The 26,217-nt window shown below is 36.1% G+C and carries 39 protein-coding genes and 1 tRNA gene; 4 read left to right on the top strand and 36 right to left on the bottom strand.

Annotated elements, in window-relative coordinates:
• Positions 1-72: 72 nt before the first annotated feature.
• Entirely contained in the window at positions 73-1,971 is a 1,899-nt protein-coding gene (gene dnaK / locus H6791_00775; GenBank protein USN94948.1) for a molecular chaperone DnaK, read from the bottom strand.
• Between the two features lie 28 nt (positions 1,972-1,999).
• Positions 2,000-2,548, bottom strand: a complete 549-nt coding sequence (locus H6791_00780; protein USN94949.1) for a nucleotide exchange factor GrpE — start codon at positions 2,546-2,548, stop codon at positions 2,000-2,002.
• 124 nt (positions 2,549-2,672) lie between these two features.
• Between H6791_00780 and H6791_00785 the strand changes: the two genes are divergently transcribed.
• Positions 2,673-3,200 (top strand): hypothetical protein, encoded by a 528-nt coding sequence (locus tag H6791_00785; GenBank protein ID USN94950.1) that lies wholly within the window; start codon positions 2,673-2,675, stop codon positions 3,198-3,200.
• Positions 3,201-3,229: 29 nt separating this feature from the next.
• Here H6791_00785 and H6791_00790 read toward each other — a convergent pair whose 3' ends face one another.
• From H6791_00790 to H6791_00900, 23 genes are all read right to left on the bottom strand, one after another.
• Positions 3,230-3,814, bottom strand: coding sequence for a hypothetical protein (locus tag H6791_00790; GenBank protein USN94951.1), 585 nt, complete (start codon positions 3,812-3,814; stop codon positions 3,230-3,232).
• 95 nt (positions 3,815-3,909) lie between these two features.
• Entirely contained in the window at positions 3,910-4,308 is a 399-nt protein-coding gene (gene rpsI, locus H6791_00795; GenBank protein ID USN94952.1) for a 30S ribosomal protein S9, read from the bottom strand.
• A 4-nt stretch (positions 4,309-4,312) separates the two neighbouring features.
• Positions 4,313-4,654 carry a 50S ribosomal protein L13 gene (gene rplM, locus H6791_00800; protein USN94953.1) on the bottom strand — a complete coding sequence of 114 codons (342 nt, stop codon included), beginning with the start codon at positions 4,652-4,654 and terminating at the stop codon, positions 4,313-4,315.
• Positions 4,655-4,658: 4 nt separating this feature from the next.
• Positions 4,659-5,015 (bottom strand): 50S ribosomal protein L17, encoded by a 357-nt coding sequence (gene rplQ, locus H6791_00805; GenBank protein USN94954.1) that lies wholly within the window; start codon positions 5,013-5,015, stop codon positions 4,659-4,661.
• A 24-nt stretch (positions 5,016-5,039) separates the two neighbouring features.
• Positions 5,040-6,005 (bottom strand): DNA-directed RNA polymerase subunit alpha, encoded by a 966-nt coding sequence (locus H6791_00810; GenBank protein USN94955.1) that lies wholly within the window; start codon positions 6,003-6,005, stop codon positions 5,040-5,042.
• Positions 6,006-6,053: 48 nt separating this feature from the next.
• Positions 6,054-6,653, bottom strand: a complete 600-nt coding sequence (rpsD, locus tag H6791_00815; GenBank protein USN94956.1) for a 30S ribosomal protein S4 — start codon at positions 6,651-6,653, stop codon at positions 6,054-6,056.
• 5 nt (positions 6,654-6,658) lie between these two features.
• A complete protein-coding gene (rpsK, locus tag H6791_00820; GenBank protein USN94957.1) occupies positions 6,659-7,087 on the bottom strand; it encodes a 30S ribosomal protein S11 in 429 nt (142 codons plus the stop codon).
• 18 nt (positions 7,088-7,105) lie between these two features.
• On the bottom strand, positions 7,106-7,486 hold the full coding sequence (rpsM, locus tag H6791_00825; GenBank protein USN94958.1) for a 30S ribosomal protein S13: 381 nt from the start codon (positions 7,484-7,486) through the stop codon (positions 7,106-7,108).
• 5 nt (positions 7,487-7,491) lie between these two features.
• Positions 7,492-7,602 carry a 50S ribosomal protein L36 gene (rpmJ, locus tag H6791_00830; protein USN94959.1) on the bottom strand — a complete coding sequence of 37 codons (111 nt, stop codon included), beginning with the start codon at positions 7,600-7,602 and terminating at the stop codon, positions 7,492-7,494.
• A gap of 10 nt (positions 7,603-7,612) precedes the next feature.
• Positions 7,613-7,831: a translation initiation factor IF-1 gene (gene infA / locus H6791_00835; protein USN95133.1), complete on the bottom strand. Its 219-nt coding sequence runs from the start codon at positions 7,829-7,831 to the stop codon at positions 7,613-7,615.
• Between the two features lie 50 nt (positions 7,832-7,881).
• Positions 7,882-9,192 (bottom strand): hypothetical protein, encoded by a 1,311-nt coding sequence (locus H6791_00840; GenBank protein ID USN94960.1) that lies wholly within the window; start codon positions 9,190-9,192, stop codon positions 7,882-7,884.
• A 22-nt stretch (positions 9,193-9,214) separates the two neighbouring features.
• Positions 9,215-10,396 (bottom strand): hypothetical protein, encoded by a 1,182-nt coding sequence (locus H6791_00845; GenBank protein USN94961.1) that lies wholly within the window; start codon positions 10,394-10,396, stop codon positions 9,215-9,217.
• A gap of 61 nt (positions 10,397-10,457) precedes the next feature.
• Positions 10,458-10,889, bottom strand: a complete 432-nt coding sequence (atpC, locus tag H6791_00850) for an ATP synthase F1 subunit epsilon (protein ID USN94962.1) — start codon at positions 10,887-10,889, stop codon at positions 10,458-10,460.
• Between the two features lies 1 nt (position 10,890).
• On the bottom strand, positions 10,891-12,264 hold the full coding sequence (gene atpD, locus H6791_00855) for a F0F1 ATP synthase subunit beta (GenBank protein USN94963.1): 1,374 nt from the start codon (positions 12,262-12,264) through the stop codon (positions 10,891-10,893).
• 20 nt (positions 12,265-12,284) lie between these two features.
• Positions 12,285-13,175, bottom strand: coding sequence for an ATP synthase F1 subunit gamma (gene atpG, locus H6791_00860; protein USN94964.1), 891 nt, complete (start codon positions 13,173-13,175; stop codon positions 12,285-12,287).
• Positions 13,176-13,179: 4 nt separating this feature from the next.
• Positions 13,180-14,664, bottom strand: coding sequence for a F0F1 ATP synthase subunit alpha (gene atpA, locus H6791_00865; GenBank protein ID USN94965.1), 1,485 nt, complete (start codon positions 14,662-14,664; stop codon positions 13,180-13,182).
• Positions 14,665-14,666: 2 nt separating this feature from the next.
• On the bottom strand, positions 14,667-15,047 hold the full coding sequence (locus H6791_00870) for a F0F1 ATP synthase subunit delta (GenBank protein ID USN94966.1): 381 nt from the start codon (positions 15,045-15,047) through the stop codon (positions 14,667-14,669).
• Between the two features lie 5 nt (positions 15,048-15,052).
• The gene (gene atpF, locus H6791_00875) at positions 15,053-15,547 is read right to left on the bottom strand and encodes a F0F1 ATP synthase subunit B (protein USN94967.1); all 495 of its coding nucleotides are present in this window, start codon (positions 15,545-15,547) and stop codon (positions 15,053-15,055) included.
• 18 nt (positions 15,548-15,565) lie between these two features.
• Positions 15,566-15,790: an ATP synthase F0 subunit C gene (gene atpE / locus H6791_00880; protein USN94968.1), complete on the bottom strand. Its 225-nt coding sequence runs from the start codon at positions 15,788-15,790 to the stop codon at positions 15,566-15,568.
• A 35-nt stretch (positions 15,791-15,825) separates the two neighbouring features.
• Positions 15,826-16,611, bottom strand: a complete 786-nt coding sequence (locus tag H6791_00885; protein USN94969.1) for a F0F1 ATP synthase subunit A — start codon at positions 16,609-16,611, stop codon at positions 15,826-15,828.
• 5 nt (positions 16,612-16,616) lie between these two features.
• A complete protein-coding gene (locus tag H6791_00890) occupies positions 16,617-16,898 on the bottom strand; it encodes an AtpZ/AtpI family protein (protein USN94970.1) in 282 nt (93 codons plus the stop codon).
• A 221-nt stretch (positions 16,899-17,119) separates the two neighbouring features.
• A complete protein-coding gene (locus H6791_00895; GenBank protein ID USN94971.1) occupies positions 17,120-18,868 on the bottom strand; it encodes an ABC transporter ATP-binding protein in 1,749 nt (582 codons plus the stop codon).
• Positions 18,869-19,178: 310 nt separating this feature from the next.
• Complete coding sequence (locus H6791_00900) at positions 19,179-19,574, bottom strand: cupin domain-containing protein (GenBank protein ID USN94972.1); 396 nt, start codon at positions 19,572-19,574, stop codon at positions 19,179-19,181.
• Between the two features lie 102 nt (positions 19,575-19,676).
• Here H6791_00900 and H6791_00905 point away from each other — a divergent pair, with 102 nt between their 5' ends.
• Positions 19,677-19,937 (top strand): hypothetical protein, encoded by a 261-nt coding sequence (locus H6791_00905; protein USN94973.1) that lies wholly within the window; start codon positions 19,677-19,679, stop codon positions 19,935-19,937.
• A 37-nt stretch (positions 19,938-19,974) separates the two neighbouring features.
• On the opposite strand, the gene H6791_00910 is transcribed toward H6791_00905, so the two are convergent.
• The 3 genes from H6791_00910 to H6791_00920 form a co-directional block, all read right to left on the bottom strand.
• The gene (locus H6791_00910; GenBank protein USN94974.1) at positions 19,975-20,406 is read right to left on the bottom strand and encodes a hypothetical protein; all 432 of its coding nucleotides are present in this window, start codon (positions 20,404-20,406) and stop codon (positions 19,975-19,977) included.
• Positions 20,407-20,410: 4 nt separating this feature from the next.
• The gene (locus H6791_00915; GenBank protein ID USN94975.1) at positions 20,411-20,806 is read right to left on the bottom strand and encodes a tryptophan-rich sensory protein; all 396 of its coding nucleotides are present in this window, start codon (positions 20,804-20,806) and stop codon (positions 20,411-20,413) included.
• A 67-nt stretch (positions 20,807-20,873) separates the two neighbouring features.
• A complete protein-coding gene (locus tag H6791_00920) occupies positions 20,874-21,170 on the bottom strand; it encodes a hypothetical protein (GenBank protein USN94976.1) in 297 nt (98 codons plus the stop codon).
• A 107-nt stretch (positions 21,171-21,277) separates the two neighbouring features.
• Between H6791_00920 and H6791_00925 the strand changes: the two genes are divergently transcribed.
• A complete protein-coding gene (locus H6791_00925; protein USN94977.1) occupies positions 21,278-21,724 on the top strand; it encodes a hypothetical protein in 447 nt (148 codons plus the stop codon).
• Between the two features lie 26 nt (positions 21,725-21,750).
• On the opposite strand, the gene H6791_00930 is transcribed toward H6791_00925, so the two are convergent.
• From H6791_00930 to H6791_00955, 6 genes are all read right to left on the bottom strand, one after another.
• A complete protein-coding gene (locus tag H6791_00930; protein ID USN94978.1) occupies positions 21,751-22,263 on the bottom strand; it encodes a DUF2726 domain-containing protein in 513 nt (170 codons plus the stop codon).
• 4 nt (positions 22,264-22,267) lie between these two features.
• Entirely contained in the window at positions 22,268-22,594 is a 327-nt protein-coding gene (locus H6791_00935; protein USN94979.1) for a hypothetical protein, read from the bottom strand.
• A 1-nt stretch (position 22,595) separates the two neighbouring features.
• Complete coding sequence (locus H6791_00940; GenBank protein USN94980.1) at positions 22,596-23,018, bottom strand: DUF1761 domain-containing protein; 423 nt, start codon at positions 23,016-23,018, stop codon at positions 22,596-22,598.
• A gap of 80 nt (positions 23,019-23,098) precedes the next feature.
• On the bottom strand, positions 23,099-23,272 hold the full coding sequence (locus tag H6791_00945) for a hypothetical protein (GenBank protein USN94981.1): 174 nt from the start codon (positions 23,270-23,272) through the stop codon (positions 23,099-23,101).
• A gap of 667 nt (positions 23,273-23,939) precedes the next feature.
• Positions 23,940-24,386 carry a hypothetical protein gene (locus tag H6791_00950; GenBank protein ID USN94982.1) on the bottom strand — a complete coding sequence of 149 codons (447 nt, stop codon included), beginning with the start codon at positions 24,384-24,386 and terminating at the stop codon, positions 23,940-23,942.
• Between the two features lie 91 nt (positions 24,387-24,477).
• Positions 24,478-24,834 carry a hypothetical protein gene (locus H6791_00955; protein ID USN94983.1) on the bottom strand — a complete coding sequence of 119 codons (357 nt, stop codon included), beginning with the start codon at positions 24,832-24,834 and terminating at the stop codon, positions 24,478-24,480.
• A gap of 97 nt (positions 24,835-24,931) precedes the next feature.
• Between H6791_00955 and H6791_00960 the strand changes: the two genes are divergently transcribed.
• Complete coding sequence (locus H6791_00960; GenBank protein USN94984.1) at positions 24,932-25,708, top strand: fatty acid desaturase; 777 nt, start codon at positions 24,932-24,934, stop codon at positions 25,706-25,708.
• A gap of 53 nt (positions 25,709-25,761) precedes the next feature.
• Here H6791_00960 and H6791_00965 read toward each other — a convergent pair whose 3' ends face one another.
• Together H6791_00965 and H6791_00970 are read right to left on the bottom strand one after the other, a co-directional pair.
• The gene (locus H6791_00965) at positions 25,762-25,959 is read right to left on the bottom strand and encodes a hypothetical protein (GenBank protein ID USN94985.1); all 198 of its coding nucleotides are present in this window, start codon (positions 25,957-25,959) and stop codon (positions 25,762-25,764) included.
• A 135-nt stretch (positions 25,960-26,094) separates the two neighbouring features.
• Positions 26,095-26,166 (bottom strand) — tRNA-Ile (locus H6791_00970).
• Positions 26,167-26,217 lie beyond the last annotated feature (51 nt).

The following is a 26,217-nucleotide window of genomic DNA, read 5'->3' on the forward strand; positions in this document are numbered from 1 at the left end:
CTCAACCCTTCAAATTATATCATTCTATCTCAAGAATTTTGTAATAGTCTTTGGACATTTTGGGTTAGGAAATTATTCTTTTACCTCCGCGTCCTTTATATTTTCATCATTTTCTTGATTGTTTTCACTTGAGCCTTCAGGCGAACCAGCTTCGCTGGTTTTAGCCTTCTTAGTCATGACTTCATGAATCTTCTGCATTTCTACTGTCAGTTCATCTGTTGCTTTTTTGATATCATCGTGTGATCCGTCTGGAAGTTCTTTGACTTTCTTTAGGTTTTCTACTTTTTCTTCGATAGATTTCTTTACATCTTCTGGAATGTCATTCCCTGCATCTTTTATAGCTTTCTCAGCTGCAAACACTGTCATGTCTGCTGTGTTTCTTACTTCTGCAGCTTCTCTTTTCTTGTCATCTTCTTCTTTGTGTAGTTCTGCATCTTTCTTCATCTTTTCTATTTCTGCATCTGTTAGTCCTGAAGAAGCTTCTATTCTTATAGATTGTTCTTTACCAGAAGTCTTGTCTTTTGCTTTTACATTCAATATACCGTTTGCATCTATATCGAAAGATACTTCGATTTGTGGTACGCCTCTCGGTGCTGGCGGTATACCTTCTAGAACAAATCTTCCTAGTGATTTGTTGTCGTTTGCCATAGGTCTTTCACCTTGAACTATATGTATTTCAGTCGAAGTCTGATTGTCGGCTGCGGTAGAAAAGACTTGAGACTTTTGTGCTGGTATTGTTGTGTTTCTTTCTATTATTTTTGTTGCAACTCCACCAAGTGTTTCTATACCAAGTGATAGAGGGATAACGTCTAGAAGTAGAACATCTTTGACATCTCCTTGCAATACTCCACCCTGAACTGCTGCACCAAGTGCCACAACTTCATCTGGATTGATAGATCTATTTGGCTCTTTTCCAAAAAGTTCTTTTACCTTTTCTTGGATAAGTGGCATTCTTGTTTGTCCTCCAACTAGAATTACTTCGTTTATATCACTTATAGAAAACGGAGATGCTTCTAGAGCTTTTTTGGTTATATCGATAGATTTCTCAACATATTTTCTTGCTAGAGTTTCTAGAGTTGCTCTAGAAAGTGTCATAACAAGGTGTTTTGGCCCGTCTTGATCAGAAGTAATAAATGGAATATTTATTTCTGCTTGTAGTGTAGAAGATAGTTCATGTTTTGCTTTCTCAGCAGCTTCATCTAGTCTTTGTAGTGCTAGCGGATCTTTTCTTAGATCTACACCATTTTCTTTTTGGAATTGTTCTGCAATCCAGTTTATGATTTCTTGGTCTATGTCACGCCCTCCCATGTGAGAGTCTCCGTCTGTAGATTTCACTTCGATAGTGTCTTCTGAAACTTCTAGAACAGAAACGTCAAATGTTCCACCTCCAAAGTCAAACACAACAACTTTTTCGTCTTTTTTCTTGTTGAATCCATAAGCAAGCGCTGCAGCTGTAGGTTCGTTGATGATTCTTTTTACATCAAGGCCTGCGATTTTTCCCGCGTCTTTTGTTGCTTTTCTTTGTGCATCGTCAAAGTATGCTGGTACTGTGATAACCGCTTCTGTTATTTTTTCTCCCAACTTTTCTTCTACGTCGACTTTGATTTTTGCCAAGATCATCGCAGAAACTTCTTCTGGGGTGTAGAGTTCCCCGTTCATTGTCACTTTTACCCCACCGTTTTCTGCCTTTTCTATCTTGTAAGGCACTATGTTCTTTTCTTTTTCAACTACAGTATCATCAAATCTGTGACCCATAAGTCTCTTGATACCGTATATTGTGTTTTGAGGGTTTGTAACCGACTGTCTTTTTGCGAGTAGTCCAACTATTCTGTCACCTTTTTTGTTTATAGCTACAACTGACGGTGTTGTTCTACCGCCTTCTGTGTTTTCTATTATTTTTGGCTGTCCACCTTCTATGATTGCAACAGCTGAGTTTGTAGTTCCTAAGTCTATTCCTATTATCTTGCTCATATTTTCTTTGATTAATTAAACTTATAAATTATTTCTTGTATTCATATACAGAAACTTTTGCTGGTCTCAATATCTCATTTCCTCTCTTGTAACCTTTCTGTATTGTTTTTGATATTTTGTGATCGTCTTTTTCTTCTTTTGTTTCTTCGGTTTCTATTGCAACATGGATGTTTGGATCGAACTCTTTTCCTGTATCGTCGATTTCTTCCAACCCATAACCTTCCATAATACTTTTTATCTGGTTATAGATATATTCGACTCCAACTCTCCAGTTTTGATCTACTTTTTCCCAAGCCAGTTTGTTCTTGAATGCCATTTCGAAACTATCTAGTGCCGGAAGGAAGTCTTCTAAAATTCTAGATTTTATTATTTCTGTCGTTCTTCCTTTTCCGTCTTCGGACTCTCGTTTCAAATTGGCATATTCTGCTCGAGATCTTTGCCAACCATCTAGATATTCTTGGCGCTCTTTTTTGGCTGTCTTTAGTTCCTCTTTTATTTTTTTGAGTTTGAGAGAATCGGTAGAACCTTCTTCTTCAAGCTCTATTTCTATGTCTTGATCTTCGTTTTTCTTTGTCATACCAAATAAAAGCTTAATTTATAATTTACGGTGTTTATTTTACACAAACACACTACTTTTGACAAGTTTTTTACGCTCGCAAAAAACTTGTTTAATATTATATTTATATGATAATATTGTGTCAATGGCCAAAGGACAGAAGATACAAGAGAAAATACTATCTCTTCTAAGCGGTAAAAACGCCGCCAAGCGAGACGATATACTAGATATGCTTAAAGAGTCTCAAGAAGAGGCTTACGCGCTTTCTAGGAGCCTAAAAAGCCTCAAAGAAAGTGGTTTAGTAGAAAGATATGACACAGAATATTCGTCTTTTTATAAAATCACTCCTTCTGGAAGAAACAAGCTTAGAAACATAAAACTTTCTTCAGAAAATAGCCTAGTCTCTACTTCTTGGGATGGGTTCTGGAGGATAGTTATGATAGATATTCCAGAAAGTAGGAAGAGTGAAAGAAACTCACTCCGATACCTCTTGAAGAAAGCTGGATTTGTAGCGCTCAAGAATTCTGTCTGGATTTCTCCCCTACCACTAGAACACCTGTTTATGAATATAAAAAAAGATATGGGTTTCGAAGATGAAATGATAATAATCGTAACCCAATATCTAGATCCAACGTCCGAAGAAAAAGTTCTAAAAGAATTTATGATGGAATAAAAAACTCCCCGATTGGGGAGTTTTGGAAATTAGATTACTTTTATCTCTCGCATACCACTTCCGGCTCCAGGGCTGAAGGGAGGCTTTTCTTTAACCTCAATGCCTTTTAATGGAGAATGTCTGGCGCAGACATTGTAGCCATTGGTAAAAAGACTACTTGTCTTAGTGAGCATATAGTCATTGTCCATGAACTCACCTGTTTGGAACTTCCGAATTCCGGTCATGAGAAGATACTCCGTAAGATTTGCAAACAAGATATCTTCTGAAGGTGATTCGTAATTCCTCCCAATGTGTATGTCATCTGGAAACCAGTTACCTACAGAAAGTAGTCCGTACGGACCTTTTGGTCTTTTTTGTTCTTTTTCTTCGTCGATTTGATCAAACCTCCAGGGCAAAGAGCTCTTGACTCCCCACTTTTTTTCATAGAAAGCCAAAATTTCTTTAGGACTGAATTTTCTGGTATTGTAGCAAAAGCTACAAAAACCTTTTACTTCTGGTATGTCTTCAACCGGAATATTGATTTTCAGATTGAAGACTCCTCTGTAAAACTTTTCCACCATATCGATAGAATCGTAATATTTACAGACTTTCAAAGTAGTTTGTGCTTCGAACATAGTTTTTTCTTTTTATGGTACAAATATAGCTATGATTTTTATAACATAAAACTAGTAATATATCAAAAAACTCCCCGATTGGGGAGTTTTTCTTTTTATCTTTTTGACCACTGTGCGCTCTTTCTCGCTTTCTTGAGACCGAATTTTCTTCTTTCTTTTGCACGAGCGTCTCTTTTTAGAAATCCTAGTTTCTTTAGAGGGCTTCTTAGAGTTTCGTTGTTTTCGCTTAGAGCTCTAGATATACCATGTCTTACAGCTTCTGCTTGTGAGTGTATACCTCCTCCTATAACTTTTACACTAACTCCTAGCTTATCTAGTCCAGATTCCTTGATAGGACTTTCTACTATTTGTTGCAGTGATGCTGTTGGGAAGTATTCTGCTAGAGTTTTTCCGTTTATTGAAAATGCTGAAGCTGATCCAAAAGAGATTCTAACTCTTGCAGTAGATGTTTTTCTTCTCCCTATTTTTTCTACGTATTTCTTAGTCTTTTCCATAATATTATTCAACGATTAGATTCTTGATTATCTTGCTTCTAAGTTTATTTTTTGGAAGCATACCGTAAACTGCAGTTTTGAAGATCTCTTCGTAACCTTTGCTTTCGATAACTTTTGCCATCTTTGTTTCTTTCAAACCTCCTGGATAACCAGAGTATCTTTTGTATAGTTTGTTTTCTAGCTTTGCTTCATCGATCAAAACCTCTTTTGAGTTTATGATTCTTACAGTTCTATCTGCGATTTCGTTCTTTACGAAGTCAGGAGTATTTTTTCCCATTAGAAAAGTAGCAGCTTCTGTAGCTATTCTTCCTAGTTTCTTGTTTTTTGCATCTATTGTGTGTTCCATATATCTAATCTACAAATTCTATTACAGCCATTTTGCTTCCATCACTTTTTCTTGGAGGAAGTTTTGTTATTCTTGTATATCCACCAGCTCTTTCTTGGTTCTTTGGTGCGATTTCTGTAAATAGCTTCTTTATAACTTCTTTGTCGTTTCCAACTCTTTCTGCTACTAGTCTTCTGTTGGCTACTGTATCTTTTTTGGAAATTGTTACTAGAGGCTCAACATGCTTTCTCAATTCTTTTGCTTTTGCTTCTGTAGTTCTGATCTTGTCTTTTAGTATTACAGAACGAACAAGAGAGCGAAGAAGTGATTTTCTCGGTCCTGCTTTTCTTCCAAATTTTCTATTTTTATCTCCGTGTTTCATAACAATTTCTGATTAAATGTACCTCTATTCTAGAGAAGCACCGTAACTTTTTAGCACATCTTTGATGTCTTGTACACCCTTGTCTCCTAGGCCTTCAACTTCTAGTAGATCTGCTTCTTTTTTTCTTATAAGACCTCCTATTGTTCTGATTCCAGAGTTTGTAAGAGCGTTTATAACCCTTTGAGGGAGGTCTAGGCTCTCGACTCTAGTCTTCATAACATCTGTCATGTCTTCTTCTGATTCAGGAGTTTCTTCTTCTACATTTTTGTCTTCTTTTGCTTCTAGAATGCTTTGTACAGCACTATCAAATCCGATTACAGCTTGTAGTTGTCTTATCATGATCTCGATAGATTTTTCTAGAACTTCTTTTGGACTTATAGATCCATCAGTTTCTATCTTGATTCTTAGTCTGTTGTAGTTTGTTTTGTCTCCGACACGCATGTCTTCAACTTCGTAGCTAGCTCTTCTTATAGGAGTAAATATAGCGTCTACTGCTATAGTTCCTATTTCTACTTTTTCTTTTTGTAGTTGATCTTTTGAAACAAAACCGATTCCTTTTTGTACTTTTATTTCTATATTCAAAACTTTACCTTTTTCTGTTATTTCACAGATCTCTATTTCTGGGTTTAGTACTTCTACTTGACCTGTAGTTTCTATGTCTTTTGCAGTAACAGTTTTTGCACCTGTTGCTTTTAGAGTAACTACTTGTGGTTCATCTGTAAGAAGCTTGAATCTAACCTTTCTAAGAGCAAGTATAAGAGTAACAACGTCTTCTTTTACGCCGTCCATTGTAGAAAATTCGTGGTCAACACCATCGATTTTGATAGATGTTATAGAAGAACCAGTTAGAGAAGAAAGGATTATTCTTCTTAGTGAGTTACCAAGTGTGTGGCCGTATCCTGGATACAGGTTTTCAATTTCGAAAACACCACTTGTTTGGTCTTCTTTTATTATTTTTGGTTTTGTTGGTAGGATGATGGACTCTAGCATATAGTTTTTTGTTTATAAAAATGGTTAATAAAATTATTAATAAAAATTTTATCTGCTATAAAACTCAAACACAGCATTCCAGTCAAAGACATCGTCTACTGTAGTTGGGCTCGATACCACTTTGCCCTCTCCTTTGGCTGCATCGAAGTTTAGCCAAGAAGGTGACATGTAATCTTTCAATTTTTTATCTAGTGTGTTGAATATCGGCTTTGCCTTACTTCCCTCTTTGATAGATATTACGTCTCCGCTTTTAACACTAAATGAAGGTATTGTTACTTTTCTTCCGTTTACAGAAATGTGACCGTGAGAAACCATTTGTCTTGCAAATCTTCTGCTGTTTGCTAGACCCATTCTGTATACAACGTTGTCTAGTCTAGATTCTAGTTCAAGAGAAAGCTTTTCGTGAGGAGTTTTTGAAGCAGTAGCTTTCTTAACATAATTACCAAATTGCTTCTCTGTTATACCGTAAGTAAATCTAATCTTTTGCTTTTCTTTTAGTTGTTGTCCGTAAATAGAAAGTTTAGCTGGTTTTTTTCTTGTACCTACACTTCTTCTTGATTCAGAAAGTGCAAATTTCTGTGTTTGACATTTGTCATACACAGCGTTTCCAAGTCTTTTACAGATTTTGTATTTTTGTACTGGTTTCATAATGTTTATACTCTTCTAGCCTTCTTAGCTCTTACTCCATTGTGTGGTACAGGAGTCTCGTCCTTGATACCTGTTAGGTCAAAACCTTTTGCAAGAAAAGCTCTTGCTAGAGGTTCTCTACCTGAACCAACACCTCTTATAACTACATCTACGTCTTTTAGTCCTGCCATTTCTGCTTTTTCTGCTAGAGTTTCTCCAACCTTTGATGCTGCATAAGGAGTACCTTTTCTAGCGCCCTTAAATCCAAGTGATCCTGAAGAAGACCAAAAGAAAGAGTTACCGTTCTTGTCTGTAAGAACAGCTTTTGTGTTATTGAAAGTAGCCTCTATGTGTAGAGTTCCTGAAGTCAGCTTCTTTTTAGAAGGTGCAGTATTTTTTGCTCCTGCCTTTGCGCTACTTCCTCCTTGTTTTTTTACAATTCTCTTTTTTCCCATAATATATCTATCTTAGTATTAAGTCTTCTCAACTTTTCTTCTACCACTACTCATAGTCTTTCTAACGTTTCCTCTTCTTGTTCTTGAGTTAGTCTTTGTTCTTTGTCCTCTTCCAGGAAGCGCTTTTTGGTGTCTTGTACCTCTGTATGACTTGATATCTTTTAGTCTCTTGATGTTTGCAGAAATTTGTCTTTTTAGATTACCTTCTATGTTTAGCTCTTCTACTATTCTTCTTATTTCGTTTTCTTCTTTTTCAGAAAGTTCAGTAGGTTTTTTGTTTGGATCTACTTTTGCTTCTGAAAGAACTTTTTCGGCAGTTTTCATACCAACGCCATAAAGCGTAGTAAGGCCGTACGATAATTTCTTGTTATCTGGAATTGTTATACCTAATATTCTCATATGTTTTATTGTTTCTGCTTATGTCTAGGGTTATCACACAAAACTCTTAGTCTTCCTTTGCGTCGGACTATTTTACATTTGTTACATATTTTTTTTACTGCTGATTTTACTTTCATAATTTTGTGTTTAACCTCTTCTAGTTATTCTTGCTTTTCCACCATACTCATCCAATAGCAATTCTACCCTGTCGCCGACAAGGACCTTGATCCTGTGTAGCCTCATTTTTCCGGATAGATACGCTATTATTTCTTGTTCGGTGTCACTTAGCCTAACCCGAAACATCGCATTTGGCAATGCTTCAGTAACGAAACCAGAAACGGTTTGATTTGAATCCTTTTTATCCATCAATGTATGTAGCGAGATTCTAGCAAAAACAGTAAAAAAGGTCAAGTGTTTTAAGGGATTTTTATCTCTATATCCACCTTTTCGCTCTTTTGAGGTATTTTCCTCTTCCAAAATGGGGTTATTTTGACATCTACTCCAGAGTTCTGATCTAGAGAAAGTATTGTATTTTCAGCCTCTTTTCGAGATTTGCCTAGAACATCTTTTCTTATTAGGAGTGTGTCCTGAACATAAACTATATTGGCAAGACCGCTTATTGTGAAGTATCCTTCGTTCTCTGCTACTTGCCAGGCTCCAGATTTTTCGGCCAATATCTCATAACTTATTACGTCTTCTGACGCTGTTATATTTTTGGCCAAAATTTTCTTGTCTACTATTGGGACACTTATGCTTCCCTCGATTGATATAGATTTTTTAGCAGAATCTGATTCGAAAGAAATGTCCTCTTTTTTGCTATAAGTAATAGTTTGTTTTTCATCGATTACTATATAGTCTTCTGGTATTTCACTAGACACTCTCCCTTCAAGTTTGCTTTTGAGTGAAGATACTAGTTCTTGATAAATTGCGTCCTCTTCTGCATCTGTCATGAAATACACTTCTCCACTGTATCCTCCAGTCATAGGAGTTTTGCTTCTAGCATAAAAATGATCATATTTATCACTACTTATAAGTCCTGGTAGTGTAAAATCCGTTAGTCCTATGTTGTAGTCCATTCCTTCCATTTCGGCAAAAACTTCAACTTCGATTGATCCTGGAACGGTTTCTCCGCTTACTGTTTTTTTACCGGGAACAGTTATAGGGTCTTCTATCATGTAGATCTTTCCTTCTGGTGTTTCAAATCTTGTTGTTGCTATCAGTTTTTGTGGAGATGTTGAATAATCATTGTAAACAATTATAGTTCCACTTGCCTTTGCGTTTCTTTCTTCTTTGCTTTCATAACTAACTTCTTGTGACACTGAATCATCGACAACTATATAGTTTAGATATCCAGAATTGTCTTCTGAGTTACTGTTTATCCTAAAATCAGTCAAAGTAACCTCTTCTGTTTTTGGCGTTATGGTTATAGATGCTTTGCTTGGGCTCAGGAATAAAACAGCTCCTATTACTCCAAAGAACAAAATAAGCAAACTATAGTTTCTAGTCCTTCTTTTTCTGGTTTCTTCTTTTAGAGGTTTATATTTTGGTCTTTTTGTTTTGTATATTTCGTCTGATCTGTCTGCATTTACAAAAACCCTTCTCGTATCATGAGAAATTTCTTCTTCTACCATGTCTTCTATTGTTTCTCTGCCCATATCCTCTCTTTTTATTTCTGGTTGGGTTGGGTTTTCTTGGTTGTTAAAAACAATGTCTTCTATTTTCTTCATAAAATCAAATGGGGTAACTTACTTATCTATTATAGTTTATTAAATAAATTAAACAAATCGCAAGTGAGGCGTCCAAACTTTTCTGCCCATTCATATCAAAAAACTGACTTAGGTATTTAGAATCAAAAGAATTGATTTTTTTGATTGACGGATTGTTTCCTATAAATGCCGGTTCTTTTTGTATGAGGTTTTTGAATATAGAAAGCATGTCTTTTCTAGCGAATAGATATATATTGCTAGGTACGTATCCAGCTATCGCTATGTCGTGGAGTGCTCTTGTGAGATCTTTCTCCCAAGAATCTTCTACTTCTTTTATTTCTGCTAGAAACTTATTTTTTTCTTCTTCACTTATTGAACCCTCTTCTATCATTTTGATAGTTTGGAATATTTGTTCATCTTTTCTGTTGTCTGTTCTTAGTTTACTCAAAAAAGCTTCTCCTCCGATTGGAAATGTTGCAGAAGCACTTATAGAATCATCTGTGACGATAGATATTTCTGTTAGTTCAGCTCCTATGTCACAAGTAAGGTAATTATTGTCGTTTTCGTTTATGACACTTATAGCTTTGTAGTTAGAAAAACCAGTACTGTGAAATATCTGATTGTGTCTACCTGTTGCGCTTCGTATAGAGTTGGTTATTGTGTCGACAATGCTTTTTGGGGATACACTAAAATATAACTTCAAAACTATCGAAGAAACTTCTTTTCCTATTGGGTTTTCTACGTTGTATCCGTTTGCAAGAATCTTCAGTATTTTTCTTTCTAGAATAATACTTTCTGAGCCAAATTCTTTGTACTTATCTTTGTAGAACTTCTCTACTTTTTCAGCTTCTTGTTCTATTGTGTTTTGGATTAGTTTTTTTGTAACCAAAAACTTTTTTGGTTTTTCTATTCTTATATCTTTTACTTGTGAGGCGTACCAAGGAGGTGAAAGAAAGACATGGATATCCTTGACCGAGCTAGAGACAGCCTTGTTCCCGGTGTTTAGTCTTTTGATTGTTTTGTCTAACTCTTCTAGAAATCTTTCAAAACTTATATCGTTTGTTAGACTTATTCTTTCTCTATGAGAATATTCAAATTTTGGTTTTACTGCAGATGAAGTGTCTTCCGGAGTTATACCTACACCCATTGCAACTGAACCAGACCCAATATCAAAAAAAGTGTACTTATCGAAAGTAACTTCTTTTTTATTCCCCTTCTTTTGCATAAAACAATTATACCAATCAAAGGCTTGTTTTTACAAATCAAAATACCCCTTTCGGGGTATTTTATCTTTTCCACTTTTTTCCTACTCTGATTCTGTTTAGCTCTTTTTCGATCAATGCTTCAAATCTAGCGCTATCTACATCTAGAGTGTGAAGAGATTCTTCTTTTATTTGCTTAGCTCTCTCATAGGCCGCCTCAGCTCTTTCTACGTCTATCATGTGTCCAAGTTCAGATCTTTCTGCAAGTATTATAACCTTACTATCTTCTCTAACCTCTAGAACACCCCTAGAAACAGAAAGACCTACGGGCTCTTTTTCTCCAGTTTTTTTGACAATTATTTCTCCAGTTTTTAGTGTGGTTATAAGCGGTATGTGTTTTGGCAGTACTGTTATTTCTCCCGCACCAGTTTTCATATTGATACTCAAAACATCGTCACTTTCATAAACAAGTGCTTCAGGACTGATTATTTTTAGTTTTAGAGTATTTTGCGCCATTTTAGTTTCTTACTTCTTCGATAGTACCTTTCATATAGAAAGATTGCTCACTAACGTCATCGTATTTTCCTTCTAGTATTTCTTTGAAACCTCTTATTGTGTCTTCTAGTTTTACATATTTACCTTCCATGCCAGTAAATTGTTCCGCAACAAAGAAAGGTTGTGAAAGGAATTTTTGTATTCTTCTCGCTCTGTGTACAACCAACTTATCTTCATCAGAAAGTTCGTCCATACCTAGAATCGCGATTATATCTTGGAGGTCTTTGTATTTTTGAAGTATTTTTTGTACACCTCTAGCTACTTGGTAGTGTTCTTCTCCAACGATTCCTGGTTGAAGTATTGTAGAAGTAGAGTCTAGTGGGTCAACAGCTGGGTAAATACCGAGCTCAGAAAGCGCTCTAGAAAGCACCACTGTTGAGTCTAGGTGAGAGAATGTAGTTGCTGGAGCTGGGTCTGTTAGGTCGTCAGCTGGCACATATACAGCCTGAACAGAAGTAATAGAACCATTCTTTGTCGAAGTAATTCTTTCTTGTAGTCCTCCCATTTCTGTTGCTAGGTTCGGTTGATATCCCACAGCAGAAGGTACTCTACCGAGTAGAGCAGAAACCTCTGATCCAGCTTGTGTAAATCTAAATATATTGTCGATGAAAAGTAGAAGATCTCTTCCCTCTTTGTCTCTGAAGTTTTCAGCCATAGTAAGAGCAGAAAGCGCTACTCTAAGTCTTGCTCCAGGTGGTTCATTCATTTGTCCGAAAACTAGAGCTGTTTTATCCAAAACTCCAGATTCAAGCATTTCTAGATAAAGATCGTTACCTTCTCTTGTTCTTTCACCAACTCCAGCAAACACAGAATAACCACCGTGCTCACTAGCAATGTTGTGTATAAGCTCCTTCACAATAACAGTTTTACCAACACCTGCTCCTCCAAATAGACCGATCTTACCTCCTTTTAGGAACGGACATATAAGGTCGATAACCTTGATACCAGTTTCGAGTATCTCTGCTTTTTTAGATTGATCTACAAAACTTGGCGGTTCTCTGTGTATAGGATTTTTTTCTACAGAGTTAGAAACTTCACCTTTTTCATCAATAGGCTCACCTAGAACGTTGAACATTCTTCCTAGAACTTCTTTTCCGACAGGTACACTTATAGGGTTTCCTGTGTCAGTAACTTCCATCCCTCTAGATAGTCCGTCAGTAGATGTCATAGCGATACATCTAGCTTCTCCTAGTCCCAAGTGCGCAGCAACTTCTAGAGTTACTTTTTTCTGAGGAGATTCAACAACCAAAGCATTTAGTATGTTTGGCAAATCTCCCTCGAACGATACGTCGACTACTGGACCTGTTATTTGTGTTATTTTTCCTTTGTTTTTCATATATTTCTTCTAATAAATTTCTAACTTGTAATTCCTATTGACCCTCCTATAATTTCCGATATTTCTTTGGTTATTCCGGCTTGTCTTTCTCTGTTGTAATAAACCGTAAGTTCTTTGACTATGCCACTTGCACTATCACTCGCGTTTTTCATGGCTGCCATTCTCGAAGTGTGTTCTGCGGCGACTGATTCTAGAAATGCGTGATACAGCGCTTGCTCTAGTAATTGTTCGAGGATACTTCCTAGAACTTCTTCGCTGTCTGGCTCGAAGAGATAGTTTAGGAATTTTTTTGTATCATCTTTTTCTTCTTCACTGCTCAATATATCTCTATAAATTTTTTCTTTTACTGGAAGAACCTGCATCAAAAATGGTTTGTATGATGAGATAGACTTGTATTCGGTAAACAAAAGTTTGACCGAACGATACTTTTTAGTAAGAAATTCTTTTGTTATAAGATCTCTTACTACAGCAAAATCTTCAGCCGTACTTTTTTCATTTAGATCTATAAAACTTCCTAGTATTTCTATACCGTTTCTTCTGGCTGCTTTTTCAGATTGCTTTCCTATGGTTACAGCTGTTATATCTGCGCCAGAAGATTTTTTGTAGTTAGAAAGTGCTTTGGAAATGTTTACATTATAAGATCCACAAAGTCCCTTGTTTGAAGATATGACAACCAAAAGGACTTTGTTTGTTCCAGATACATCACTCATAAGAGTATGTCTTACGTTTCTTTCTTTTGATATGTGATGAAGTAGCTCAAGCGCGTATTTAGAATAAGGCTTACCCAAAACGGCTCTCTCGCTCGCTTTCTTCATTTTGGCAACAGAAATCATCTCCATAGTTTTTGTAACTTTACCTATGTTTTTTACTGAAGTTATTTTCTGTTTTATTAACCTTATTTGATTAGACATATTTTTATGCTGATATTTTGAACTCTTCTAGAGCTGAAACTAGTTTTTGTTTTATTTCATCATTCCAGTCTTTTTGTATTTCTTTTAGCAAATCGCTAAACCTATTTTCCATAAAAGAAGATAGTTCAGATTCTTTCTTTTTTACATCTTCTACTTTTACTTCGTCGAAGTAACCTTCATTCATAGCAAAGATTGATACAACTTGTAGAGGAGTTTTTATCGGAGAATATTCGTTTTGCTTTAGCATTTCTGTGATTCTTTTTCCTCTTTCTATTGTTTTCTTTGTTTCTGGATCTAGATCAGAATCAAACTGCGCGAAGCTTTCTAGTTCTCGGTATTGTGCCATTGTAAGCTTGAGTGTACCGGCATTTTTCTTCATAGATTTTATTTGTGCAGATCCTCCAACACGAGAAACAGAAAGTCCTGGGTTTATAGCAGGTCTGACACCTTTGTAGAATAGGTTTGTTTCTAGAAAGATTTGTCCATCTGTGATTGATATAACGTTTGTTGGAATATATCCAGAAACATCTCCTGCTTGAGTTTCGATTATAGGAAGAGCCGTGATTGATCCGCCCCCGTATTTTTCGTCTATTCTACAGGCTCTTTCTAGTAGTCTTGAGTGTAGGTAGAAAACATCTCCAGGGAACGCCTCTCTTCCTGGTGGTCTTCTAAGAAGTAGAGATATCTCTCTGTAAGCAATAGCATGTTTTGTCAGGTCATCATAGATTATAAGAACGTCTTTTCCTTGTCCCATAAAATACTCTGCGATAGCAACACCTGTATAAGGAGCGAGGTATAAGTTGGATGGACTTTCTCCAGCTGAAGCAGATACAACAACTGTGTAATCAAGAGCACCTCTTTCTTCTAGGTCGGCAACTATTTTTGAAACTTTTGAGTTTTTCTGTCCTATGGATACGTAGATACAGATAACATCTTGTCCTTTTTGGTTGATTATAGTGTCTAGAGCAATTGTTGTTTTACCAGTTTGTCTATCACCGATTATAAGTTCTCTTTGACCTCTTCCTACTGGGATCATGGAATCTATAGCCTTGATACCAGTTGAGAGTGGTTGGTCTACCGGCTTTCTCTCTATAACACCAGGAGCAATTCTTTCGATAAGAACTTCTTTAGTTCTTTGTATACTTCCCTTGCCGTCTATTTCTTCTCCGAGAGCGTTTAGAACTCTACCCAAAACGCCATCTCCAACACTTAGAGAAAGTATTTTTCCTGTTCTTTTTGCTCTGTTTCCTTCTTTGATTCCATTGCCTTCACCTAGGATAATCGCACCTATGTAGTCTTCTTCTAGGTTTAGAGCTATACCTTTTTCTCCAGATTCAAACTCTATGATTTCTGATGCCATACAGTCTGGAAGTCCAGATATCTTTGCGATTCCATCTCGCACACTAACAACTTCGCCAAACTCGTTCTCAGAAATTTGAGGTTCGAAGTTTTCTATTTTTTGTTTTATTTTGTTTATAAATGTATCCATAATTATACTCTCAGAATTTCCTCTTCTAATTTTCTAATATTTGTTTTTATACTTGCGTCGTACAATTTACCTTTGTTTTCTAGTATGAATCCTCCTATGAGTTCGTTTTCTTCTATTATTTCAGTCTCTTTTGGATCGATATCATACTTTTGTAGAATCTTTTTTATAGTCTCGTCTCCAAACTTGTGCGAGGTGTATAGTTTTATTTTGTTTTTCTTTTTTTCTTTTTCATCTATCTTGTATATTTCTTCTAGTACCTTTGGGATTATTTTGAATAGATTATTTTTCTTCAAAACAGAAAAAAGCTTGTCCAAAAAATTATCGAAGTCTTTCGAATCTCTTTCTTTGTATATATAAGATGCGAGTTTTTTTGAACTTATCATGATATTTATATCTTTTTGAGCATTTCTTCTGTATATTTTTCAGCCTTTTCTTGACTAACTTCTACACTCGAAACACTTTCTATACCTCCCACCAGGGTTTCCAAGAAGTTTTTCTTGAGCTCACCAAGTACTTTTTCTTTTTCTTGCTTGATAGACTCTTTTCCTTCTTCTATTATTTTTTCTCTACTTTTTTCTCCTTCTATCTTGTTTTTTGCTACGATTTCTTCGCCTCTTGTTTCGGCACTCTTAAGTATCTCACCAACTTTTTGGTTTGCTTCTTTTAGTATTGCTGACTTTTCGTTCTCTGCTTCAAGCATAAGAGACTTACTTTTTTCAGCGTCTTCTAGACCTTCTTCTATCTTTTGTTTTCTTTCATCTATCACAGATGTGATTTTTTTGAGAAAGAATCTTTTTATAAGATAGAAAACTATCAAGAAGTTTATGAGGTTTGCTAGGGCTACCTGCCAGTCAAAACCTATTTTTTGAAGAATATCAAGCATAACTTTTTATTTTGTTTCTTATAGCAAGAAGAATACAACCATAGCGTAAATAGCTGTAGACTCAGCTAGCGCAACACCGATGATCATCTTTGAGAAGATAGAACCTGTTTGTTCAGGGTTTCTTCCGATAGCTTCTAGTGCTTTACCAATAAGGTAACCTTCACCGATAGCAGAACCGAACATAGAAAGAGTTGCCATACCCTTGGCGATAACTCTTGCTGTTTCAAAATCCATGTTTTCCATATATTTTTTATATTAAAATTAATAATTCTTATAATTTAACTCTGCGACTCGTCTTCTTTGACTGACAACATATAGTATGCCGTCACCAAAGATCCGAAAACCAGAGCTTGTATTACTCCTACGAGCAGGTTCATCGAGAGCCATACACTAGGTAGTACGTACGCAAGAGAGCCCACGATAATTATCATGAGCACCTCTCCCGCATACATATTTCCAAACAAACGAAGTGAAAGCGAAAAAACCTTTGCAAGTTCTCCTACTATATCTAGTAGTCCTATAAAGAAGTCTATAAGCGCCATCATTCCGCTTTTTATTCCACCTTTGAAACCCTTTACAAGGTCACTTATTTTAACGAACTTATTTATATGTCCCCATAGACCCCACTCTTTTATACTTACAAACTGCAGAACTAGAACTGATCCAAACGCCAAAACAAAAGTCGTATTGAAATCTGCTGTTGGGGTTCTAAATATAGATAGTCCATCGTAAGTGATACTTGTAAGACCTGGTATAAGTCCTATAAGATTAGAAATACCAACAAAAACTAAAATAGAAAAAACAATAGCAAAAACTTTTTTAGATCTTTCTTTGTTTCCTGTTATTTGATCGATAAGATCTATAACTCCTTCGTATAGCATCTCTACTCCTACTTGGATACTTGTCGGCTTTGTTTTGAATTTCTTCATGACTGTTTTATAAAAAACAATCATTAGAATTATCATAAAGACTATAAAAAGAGTTGAGTTAGCTACTCTGAAACCACTTATTTCAAAAATAGTTTCTGGACCTATCGGCGATATCTCTCTCTCAATTCCAAGCATAAAAATTATTTACTATTAGATATTTCTGACTCAACTTTTTCTAACTCCCTAGAAAGCCTTTTGTATTCCATGTAGACCATAAACCAAGAAGAAACAAAAGCAATAAAAAGAACTATTATTTTCATCCAAGGACTTGTCCCTAGATATTCGTCTAGTTCTCGGCCTATTATTGCTCCAAGAACTGCTGGTATGCCAAATATAAGGGCTATCTTGAGCCCTAGTAAAAATATTTTGTTAGTTATTTTATCTCTCCTTTTCTTGAGATCTTGGATGTTTTCTTCGTTCATATAAAAAGGCAAAGAGACCCCTCTCTGGAATCTCGCCACTATTGTACTTGAAAGGAATATTTTTGGCAAATAAAAAACCGCCTATTTATACGGTCTTTTTTGCTTTTTTATTATCTTTTTGAAATCTCTGGAAAGAACATGCTTTGTGCTTTTTTCTCATCCTGACACACATAATAAATCTTGTAAATAAAAACCCCCGCGAACGCGAGGGTTTTTTGGGGTCAAACAATTTCAGGATTTGTTTGGAGTTGCCACATCCTACTGTAAGTTTCAGATTGTTCTAGTAGTGTATCGTGATCGCCGCTTTCAACAACGCTTCCGTTATCCATAAGAACAATTTCATCTAAAACCGCTACAGTAGAAAGTCTGTGTGCAACAACAATCATTGTTTTACCCATAAAACAACTAGTTATGGCATCCTGGATGTACTTTTCTGTTTCTGCATCAAGTGCAGAAGTTGGTTCATCCATTATTACAACAGGCGCATCTTTTAGTATTGCACACGCTATTGCCAATCTTTGCCTTTCTCCTCCAGAAAGCTTGATGCCACGTTCTCCGACAATGGTTTCGAAACCTTTTGGAAGTTTTTCCCAGATAAAGTTACAAGACGCTTTTTCTGCAGCTTCCTGTAGTTCTTCGTCCGTTGCACTTAGCTTTCCCATTTTGAGTATTCTCTTTATGGTCCAAGATGGAAAATGTGGATCTTGAGGAACATAAGAAATCCAGCTTCTGATTCTGTTCTTTTCTATAGAACTTATATCTTGACCGGATATACTTATACTGCCTTGACTCTTTTCGTAAAGCCGGAGGATTAATTTTACAAGAGTGGATTTGCCACTGCCTGTATGACCTACCAGCCCATAACGTCTTCCCTCCTGAAAAACAAAAGAGAATTGATGCAAGGCCTTTCCTCCTCCCGGATAAGAAAAATCAACATCTTGGCAAGAAACAGAAAATCTTCTCGAGATTTCGTTTTGAAGAATAGAAGTATTTTCAACTTCTTCTTCATCCAAAAGTAGAGAGAGTTCGTATGCATCTGCCATAGAAATTCTAATCCTGTTTAGACTTCTACCAAGCGAATACATATAATTTGCCAAAGATGCAATAAATGATTGAACTAGTGCTATGGTTCCGATTGTTTCGATGCCACCAGATACTCTAGTCAAAACACTCATCATTACAAAGATTTCTAAAAAAACCACAAGTGCTGATTGGATTGCCCACTGGAAATTACTAACTCGCCACGAAAGAAGTCTTTTTTCATGTTCATCTTTGGTAAGATTTTTGAAGTCTACCAAGACATTTCCAACGATGCTAAATGCTCTCAATGTAAAAACTGAAAGGAATATATCTGATATACTCCCAGTCGTTACAGAGTCAGCAGTTGACTCCGAAAGATCATATTTTAGTCTAAACTTCAAAATAAGTACTGTTACAACGACAAATACTAAAACCCAAGATGAAACAAAGATTCCTAAATATGGAAGTTTGATCCATATGTAAGTGGCAAGTCCTATAACAAACAAGCATGCTCGTAAAATAACGAAAACAAACTCATCTATTACCGCTTCTGAGTTATGGGAGAATCTTTTTGACTTGGCGACTAGTTTTCCGGAAGAATTACTAGTAAAAAAATCAGATGATTTTCCTAATAATTTTTCCATCGCGTAGTCACGAAGACCTTTGATGATATTAGATTCACTTTTGGTCAAAAAGTAGTCTCCTGACCTATTGAGAATCCATCCCAAAACTAAGGCATAAATAATAAATGAAAAGTGCATCCAGATTTTTGGATCTGGCGCACTGTCAAAAATTATTTTCCACTGCATAGGTCGAAAGAATAATTCGATAGATACAGCAGAAAGATACAAACAGATTGTCACTACTAGGGCCAATCTGTTTTGGAAGAAGGTGTTTTTCCAGTGTTTCCAAACATTGGTAAAAACTTTGGCTTTTTCTTGTTTTTCCATAAGTAATTGTTTTGATTTATATTTAGTTTTTAAGGTTCTTTTTTCGCTAAACAAAAGTCCTAGCTTTGTGTTCAGCTAGGACTTTTCAAACGATTTAAATTAGGAGTTTAAAAATTCTTCAGCTTAACACAATAAGGAAGCTTTACTTCTTTTGTAGAGACAAAAACCAGGCATGAAATTCCCCAGTGATTTGTTCTATTTACTTTTGTGTTATCTGAATTCATAACTCTAAAATAATAGCATTATTGCAAGAAAAGTCAATACGAAAAAACCCCCGCAGTATTTTACGAGGATTTTTGTAGTTTTCTATTTATTCAGTGGTTACTCCGTCAAACTCAGCTTCGTTTGCCATTGCTTCTTCCCTGGTAATCCTCTCTATGCCGTCTTTGTGATGAGCTGGAGAATATATGGTGTATAGTTTTAGATCGACAGATCCTGTGTTTACAACATTGTGCTCCGCGCCAGATGGCACTATTATTGCATCTCCGTCCTCTACATCATATTCATTGCCGTCTATTAGAACCTTTCCGGTTCCCGCTTCGAATCTGAAGAATTGATCGTTTTCTTCGTGAACTTCCATACCGATCTCTTCTCCAGGCTTTAGACTCATGAGTACGAGTTGTGAATGCTTGCCGGTGTATAGCACCTTTCTAAAGCTAGAGTTATCTTCTGTTAGATTTTCTATTTTTCCAAAATATCCTTTCATATGATTCAATTATAACATACGAGTTTACACAAAAACAAACTAAATCTTGACCAGAGAATAAGTATGTTGTACAATCTTTCCCAAAACTAAAACCCTCGAACTATGTTCTTTATTGACATCACAAATGAGACTCTCTGGGAGAAGATCAAAAGGATCACCAAAGAAGTCTTTCCTTTTTCCGGAGAAGACATTCTCATAACCGAAGAAAGAGAAGGCCACCTCGGCTTCAGTCTTTCTATGGCTATAGAGCCAGAAAAAGAACGCTGGCGTAATTGTATCTACCACATCACAGAAAGTGGTGAGATAATTATGGAAGAAAAGGAAGGCAAAATGGAAAAAGTCCAGGTTAGCTTCTGCTACTGAAAAAACATACCACCCTTTGCGGGTGGTATTTTATTTTCTACAAACTACAAACTTGTGCACATCGGAGAGTGCATATCTCGGCATCTGGATCATTCCTACAATCACTAGCGCATTCATCAAATACTCCACCTATTTCTGTACATATTTCTTGCGACACACCCAAGCATTCACTAAACTCTTCATCCCAGGCACCGCCCGCGTTTTGACAAGACTCACCTTTCCCACTTTCTGGTATATCATCTCCTACTATTTCTTCTTTTTCTATAGGACAGGCTGCAAACTCACAGTTTGGTCCGACTCTACCGACGGCAGTCCCGTCTGGACAAATCTTTGCCTCAAGAGTACAAGAAACTTCTTCTGGTTCTGGCGCAAAAACTCTAGGTTTGCCTATATTGAAAGCGGCCATGATTACACCTATAAGAACTAGAAGTAGTATAACTATAAATATTTGTAAAATTGTATTTTTCATATTTTTATTTATTCAAAATAGTAATCGACACTTGTAATACTGTTGCAAAAGAAACCCAGAGTAGATAAGGAATGTTCATATACGTAACCCACTTGACATAAGGATATACAGCTACCAACGCCCAAATCAAAGTTATAAGAACTAGAAATATATCTATCATCGCAAGAGTATTGTTTTGGAGGCGAAATTGTATAGGACTAAACGCGAAGTTGAAGACAAGATTCAGTATAAATGGCAGAACTACAACAAGCGGTATTTTTTTCTCAAAAAACATAAAAAATACTTTTGTAAAAGAAATAGCGATAAGTATATAAAGAACTGACCACACAGGTCCAAACAAATAACTTGGCGGTGCCCAAGACGGCTTTACTAGAGTTTGATACCAATCAAATGTTTTCATGTATATATTTTACCAAAATAAAAACACGCACCCAAACGGGCACGTGTGCAGACTTTTTAGAAAACGACTAAGAAGTGGCTATTTTAGTCAGCATCTCAGGAAGATTTTCCAGAAAATTTTCCACGCTGGGAAAAATATTTCTTTTGGTCCGAGGTTCGCCGTATCGACTGAGGCTAATGCTTCCGTCGATATTTACTGCCACAAGTCCTATGTACTTATCACTGGTCCTGATTGTAACAGTGGTACCGATTCCACTGTAGAAAGATGGCTCATTGAAAGATATATCTTTTCCAAGTTCTTCCATGATCTTAGGCAAGATTTGATCAACTATCTTTCCTTGCTCTATTTGATTGAGGTTTCCCATAAGTTGTACGTTTTTTCAAAAAATACATTATTTAACCCCATGTGTCAAATATAGAAATTTGCAAAGTATACATATTTTGTCTAGTATGAACTCAAAAGAAATTGCACATGAACAAACAATTGTTACTCCTAGAAGCCAGGGCAAGAGACCCTGATTTTGATTTTAAGGTTGTTTATAGGAAAAGAGGCTCATTGTCTTTGTTTAATCTAGAGATAAGAGAAACAAACGTTTCTTTTTATTATCTGATGGACAAAGAAAGAAACTGGATTATTCATCCAGAGGCAACTTATAGACCTCAAAAAACTTATACGATAATCGTGAAAGAATATGGGGTCAAAAAAGTAAGCCAGATCGGAGAATATTCACCTGAAAAAGTTTTGAGGTTTTGGAAAGATTTGAGGTTGGTCGCTAGCGACTTTACCCTTTTGATCAAAACCATGGGATTTCATCAGGTTTCCAGAGAAACGGCAGCAAAAATCCTTTTTTTGAAAAAGAGAAAAAAAAGGTTGAAAAAAATTGCCAAGAGAATAAACAATCTTCTACCGCCATGGTAACCACCCGCCCCCACAAGGGGCGGTTTTTATATTTCTAGTATAGATTTTATTTTATCAATATTGTATTGATCTTCTTTTTTAATCCTAACCAATTTTATATTTGCACTTTCTAAAATCTTTTCTACAACAAAGTCCCTTTCTTTTCTGTCTTCTCTTTCATGAGATTTATCATCAAGTTCTATTGCAACAAGTGGGGTTATGTATTCTTTATCACAAATCAAAAAATCAACTGATTTTCTCTGTATGTGAGAAAGCGCAGCACTCCAATTTTGACCTTTTATTTTGTGGTCTAAAAATGAAGAAAGATGTACTTGAGGAAAGATATAATATTTATTACCAAATTCTTGAATCAATAGATTAAATAGTTCTGCCTCACTTTTCGTTATAAGAAACTTCTTCTTTGAATATTTGTAAATTGGTTTTTTATCTTTTAAAACTTCTTCTTTGTTTCCAGATATTATTTTCCAAATTATCGGAAAAATGGTTACCAATAAAGTACCGACAATAATTGTAATAAATATTTTTATTAATCCTTGCATTTCATTAATCTAAATCTTCCAAAGAGTAAATATCGTAAGCCATTTCCTCATACGGATGAACTTTCTTAACTTCTTCTACAACCTTTTTTATAATTTCTCTTGAAACAATTACTTCTATTCTTTCTTCTTGTACCTCTTCTAGAACTTCAGCTTTTCCAATTGCTGGATTTGACTCTTTATTTCCTCTAAATCTACCAGTGCCAATAGAAGAAAATGAACAAAAATCATAATTTCCTATAATTCCAGCACCAAGTTCACCTAACACTTTTCTTATACCGTCAGAAGAGTTTATGGGAGAAAATATTACAAGTTTTACATTTTTTGAAAGCATTTTAATTCCAATTCATCAAGATAATGCCAAAAATTATAAACATGCTTAACTGATAACCTGCTTGAATCATAAATCTGGAACGCATTATTTTACTAGAATCATTAGTCCACATAGCGCATCCGGCTATAGTCGGCATAACAAAACCAGCCCAGATCCAAAGTGATCTAGATAGACCTGTTACTGATTGTGTATCGTTTATCAGGTGTGATAATACAAGTACTTGGAATAAAACTAGAACAAACTGAATAATATACTGAGGCATAGCCTTTTTCTGCATTTCTTTTCTTCTTGATTCATCCATTTCTGATACGCCAACTATTCTCATCCAGGTTTTTCCAAAAAGTGGCCCATACCATACTGAGCCCACAACCATTGCGATTACACCACACACTATTATTGCTAAATAATTTATAGATGTTTCCATAAAAAAATTGATTACTTTTAATTATTTAAATTATATCATTTTGTAAAATAAAAAGTCTCCTACTAGAGAAGACCTGTGTTTTACTGCGAGTTACGAGGCCCGCCATTTTGATTGGAAGTTTTTTGCTTTGTGGATGGATAACCATAAGGAATGCTTTTGGTACCTTTGATGCCTTTTGCTGCAAAAAGAAACATCAGGATAAACACAATTGCAAACAAAATTAATCCAATAGTAATTAATAATGTAATATCCATGTGCGTTAATTTTATTCAAAGAAATGAACGGCCATGCTTACGCACGGCCGTCTCTGTGGCGGGGTTGCTTAACCCTCAATCTCCCCCGCTTTAAATTCATGACCATGGAAGGGAAATCCCTCCCATGATCGTGAACCTTATGAATAAACCAACAAATAATTTATACACACTATAAATCATTTCTTATAAAAAGTCAAAACTGGCCGTCCACGAAGAACGACCAGCCACCTATGAAAACAAACACTACTTGGACGAATTACCCCAGGAACTGAGCACGTAAACGTCATTCATGGACCCAGTATCCTGAGACAAAACAACCAAACCAATGGTTAAAAGGTGCCCGGTCCCCCGACCGGGCATAGGTGACAGACTTGTTAATAGAATAACAAGACATAGTCACCCGCAAGAACTTTAGTTAGATGTTTTCTAAGATCTATCTATATAAACTGTACTAGTTATTTGAGAAAATGGCAAGTTTTTGAGCTACCTTAAAAAGCTTGACAAAAAATACGGGATTCGCACCTGGGTTATGCCTTATCAAAAGGGTGGCAATGAGAAAGACCCGCGTGAGCGGGCATATATGGGACACATTCCTGATACCTAACGTATCAAGAAAAGGAACCATAAAAAATCGAAAGAAACAAGCCCGAACGGATTCCGTTCGGGCTTAAATTTTAAGCTGACCTACTTTTACACCAGATTGGCTGAAGTATATGCGAACCTTTTTAATATCTTTTTCTACTGCATCTATGTATTTTTCGTTTGGTAAGATGAATTTGAAAATTTTGAACTTCTGCTCAACATTTTGAAGTCTTTTTTCTATATTATCTTTCCTGATCAATATATTTCTGAGTTCAATATTGATATTTGAAAAAAGATAGAAAAAGATAATCTCTCTTACAAAGAAAAACATAGACATAAAAGAAAGAGTTGTCAGTACTGACTTATTTGCTTTTTCACCTGATGCAAGTGAAATAAAAATCAGAAGGAAACCAGAGGTAAGAAATATCATTATTCCAGTTACAAATTTTGAAACGTCTTTCTTGGCTTCGTTTGTTTTGAGTTCATCAACAATCTGATGTCCTCTGTCTGAGTATTTGGTTTTGAGGGTCATGATAAAGTGCTTTGTTTATTAAAACAATATAAAAATAAGGCTCTTTTGTCAAACCAAACAAAAATGCCCGGCACAAAGCCAGGCAAATGTTTTAATCTACATAACATAGATTGAGTCTATCCATGTTGAGATAGAGACCTTTCACAAAGTCGTACTTCTCCATGAGCTCATCAAGTGGTTTTTGATACTTACTCCATTGGAAGAAGTAGAAAAACAGTCTTTTGATCAAAGCACTGGAAACCTCGTGATTGAGAAGGAATCTTCTCTTGTCGATTTCTTGAGCGATTCTGTCGATAGACTTAACATGACCCCAACATACAAGATTCCAGAAGGCTGTTTCTTTTTTAGAGATCTTACTGTTTTTCATATATTCGTGAATATCTGCCTCTATTACAGAGAACTTTTCCACGCCACTTGCTGTCCCGACAGTATTTCCTATTGTTTTCATTGGTTGAACGATTTATTTACTCGAACAATACAAAAAGATATACCTTTTGTCAAACTTGTTTTATTGTGCTATTGTCTCTCTGAAAGAACAAAAAAATATGGAAATACTAGTTTTTTGCCTGCTATTTGCAGCGCATCACTACGCATCTTTGTCGATGCAAACCCTGTTTCTTCACCGCTATTCTGCCCACGGACAGTTTAGTATGGAGCGCAGGACGGAAAAAGTCTTCTTTGCCCTGACCTGGATTTTCCAAGGTTCTAGTTATCTCTCGGCACATGCTTATGGAATCATGCACCGCATGCACCACGAGTATGCCGACACAGAACTGGATCCTCACTCACCGAGATTTGTCCGCTATGGTCCGATAGGACTGATGGCGAGAACCTGGAAGTTCTACAATGGAATATCTTCGGGAAAGATAAAGATTGAGAAAAGGTTTTTGGAAAGATATCTTCCGAAATGGTATAAGTTCGACAGATTTGCTTCTCACTGGGCGACGAGAGTGTCGTGGATAGGGATTTATGCCCTACTCTACTATGCTATTCTCGGATCTTGGTGGACGATGTGGTTTATGTGGCCGCTTTTCATAATCACTATTTTTATGGGACCGACACACGGACTCATAATCAACTACTTCAACCACAAGGTTGGGAGTAAGAAATTTAGTATGAAAAACGACTCTACCAACATACCTATAAGTTCGGTCATGCTAGGAGAGAATTATCACAACAACCACCACAAGCATCCATGGAGTCCAGACTTCAGTCTAGGAGAAGGAAGCGATCCTGGGTACAGCCTTATGCTGATTCTTGACTATTACAAGGTAATACGTCTAAGACCCGACATCGACACAAATCACGCCAGTAGCTACTAAACTACTGGCTTTTTTTATTTAAAATAAAAAGACGCCCGAAGACGCCTTATAAGTTATGCGGCTTGTCCTCCACGGATAAGCCTCATTGGTTGGTAAGACCTTTTTTGATCTGGTGTTTCCTCCTGTATAGGAGTTTGTATAACAAGTTCTTTTTTTCGGTTTTTATAATCCCGAATGATCTTGTTTACAACAAAAACCGCAACACACAAAAGGATCAAACTTCCCAGAAAAAAATCTGTATTGTATTCCACTTTAATTTACATTTTTCGTACAAATAATAACATACGAAATAAAGTGTAGTCAATTTTTATAGTGTGGGCGACATAAGAATCGAACTTATGACCTCTGTCTTACTGTGCCCCGTATCAAACCAATAAATTATAGTGTGGGCGACATAAGAATCGAACTTATGACCTCTGTCTTATCAGGACAGCGTTCTACCACTGAACTAGTCGCCCATAAGGTTATTGGTTGTGATATTGATGGGGTCAGGACCCCTCGTAATAAAT

The organism is Candidatus Nomurabacteria bacterium (assembly GCA_023898605.1).
Lineage (GTDB): Bacteria > Patescibacteriota > Minisyncoccia > Phycocordibacterales > UBA9973 > HK-STAS-PATE-34.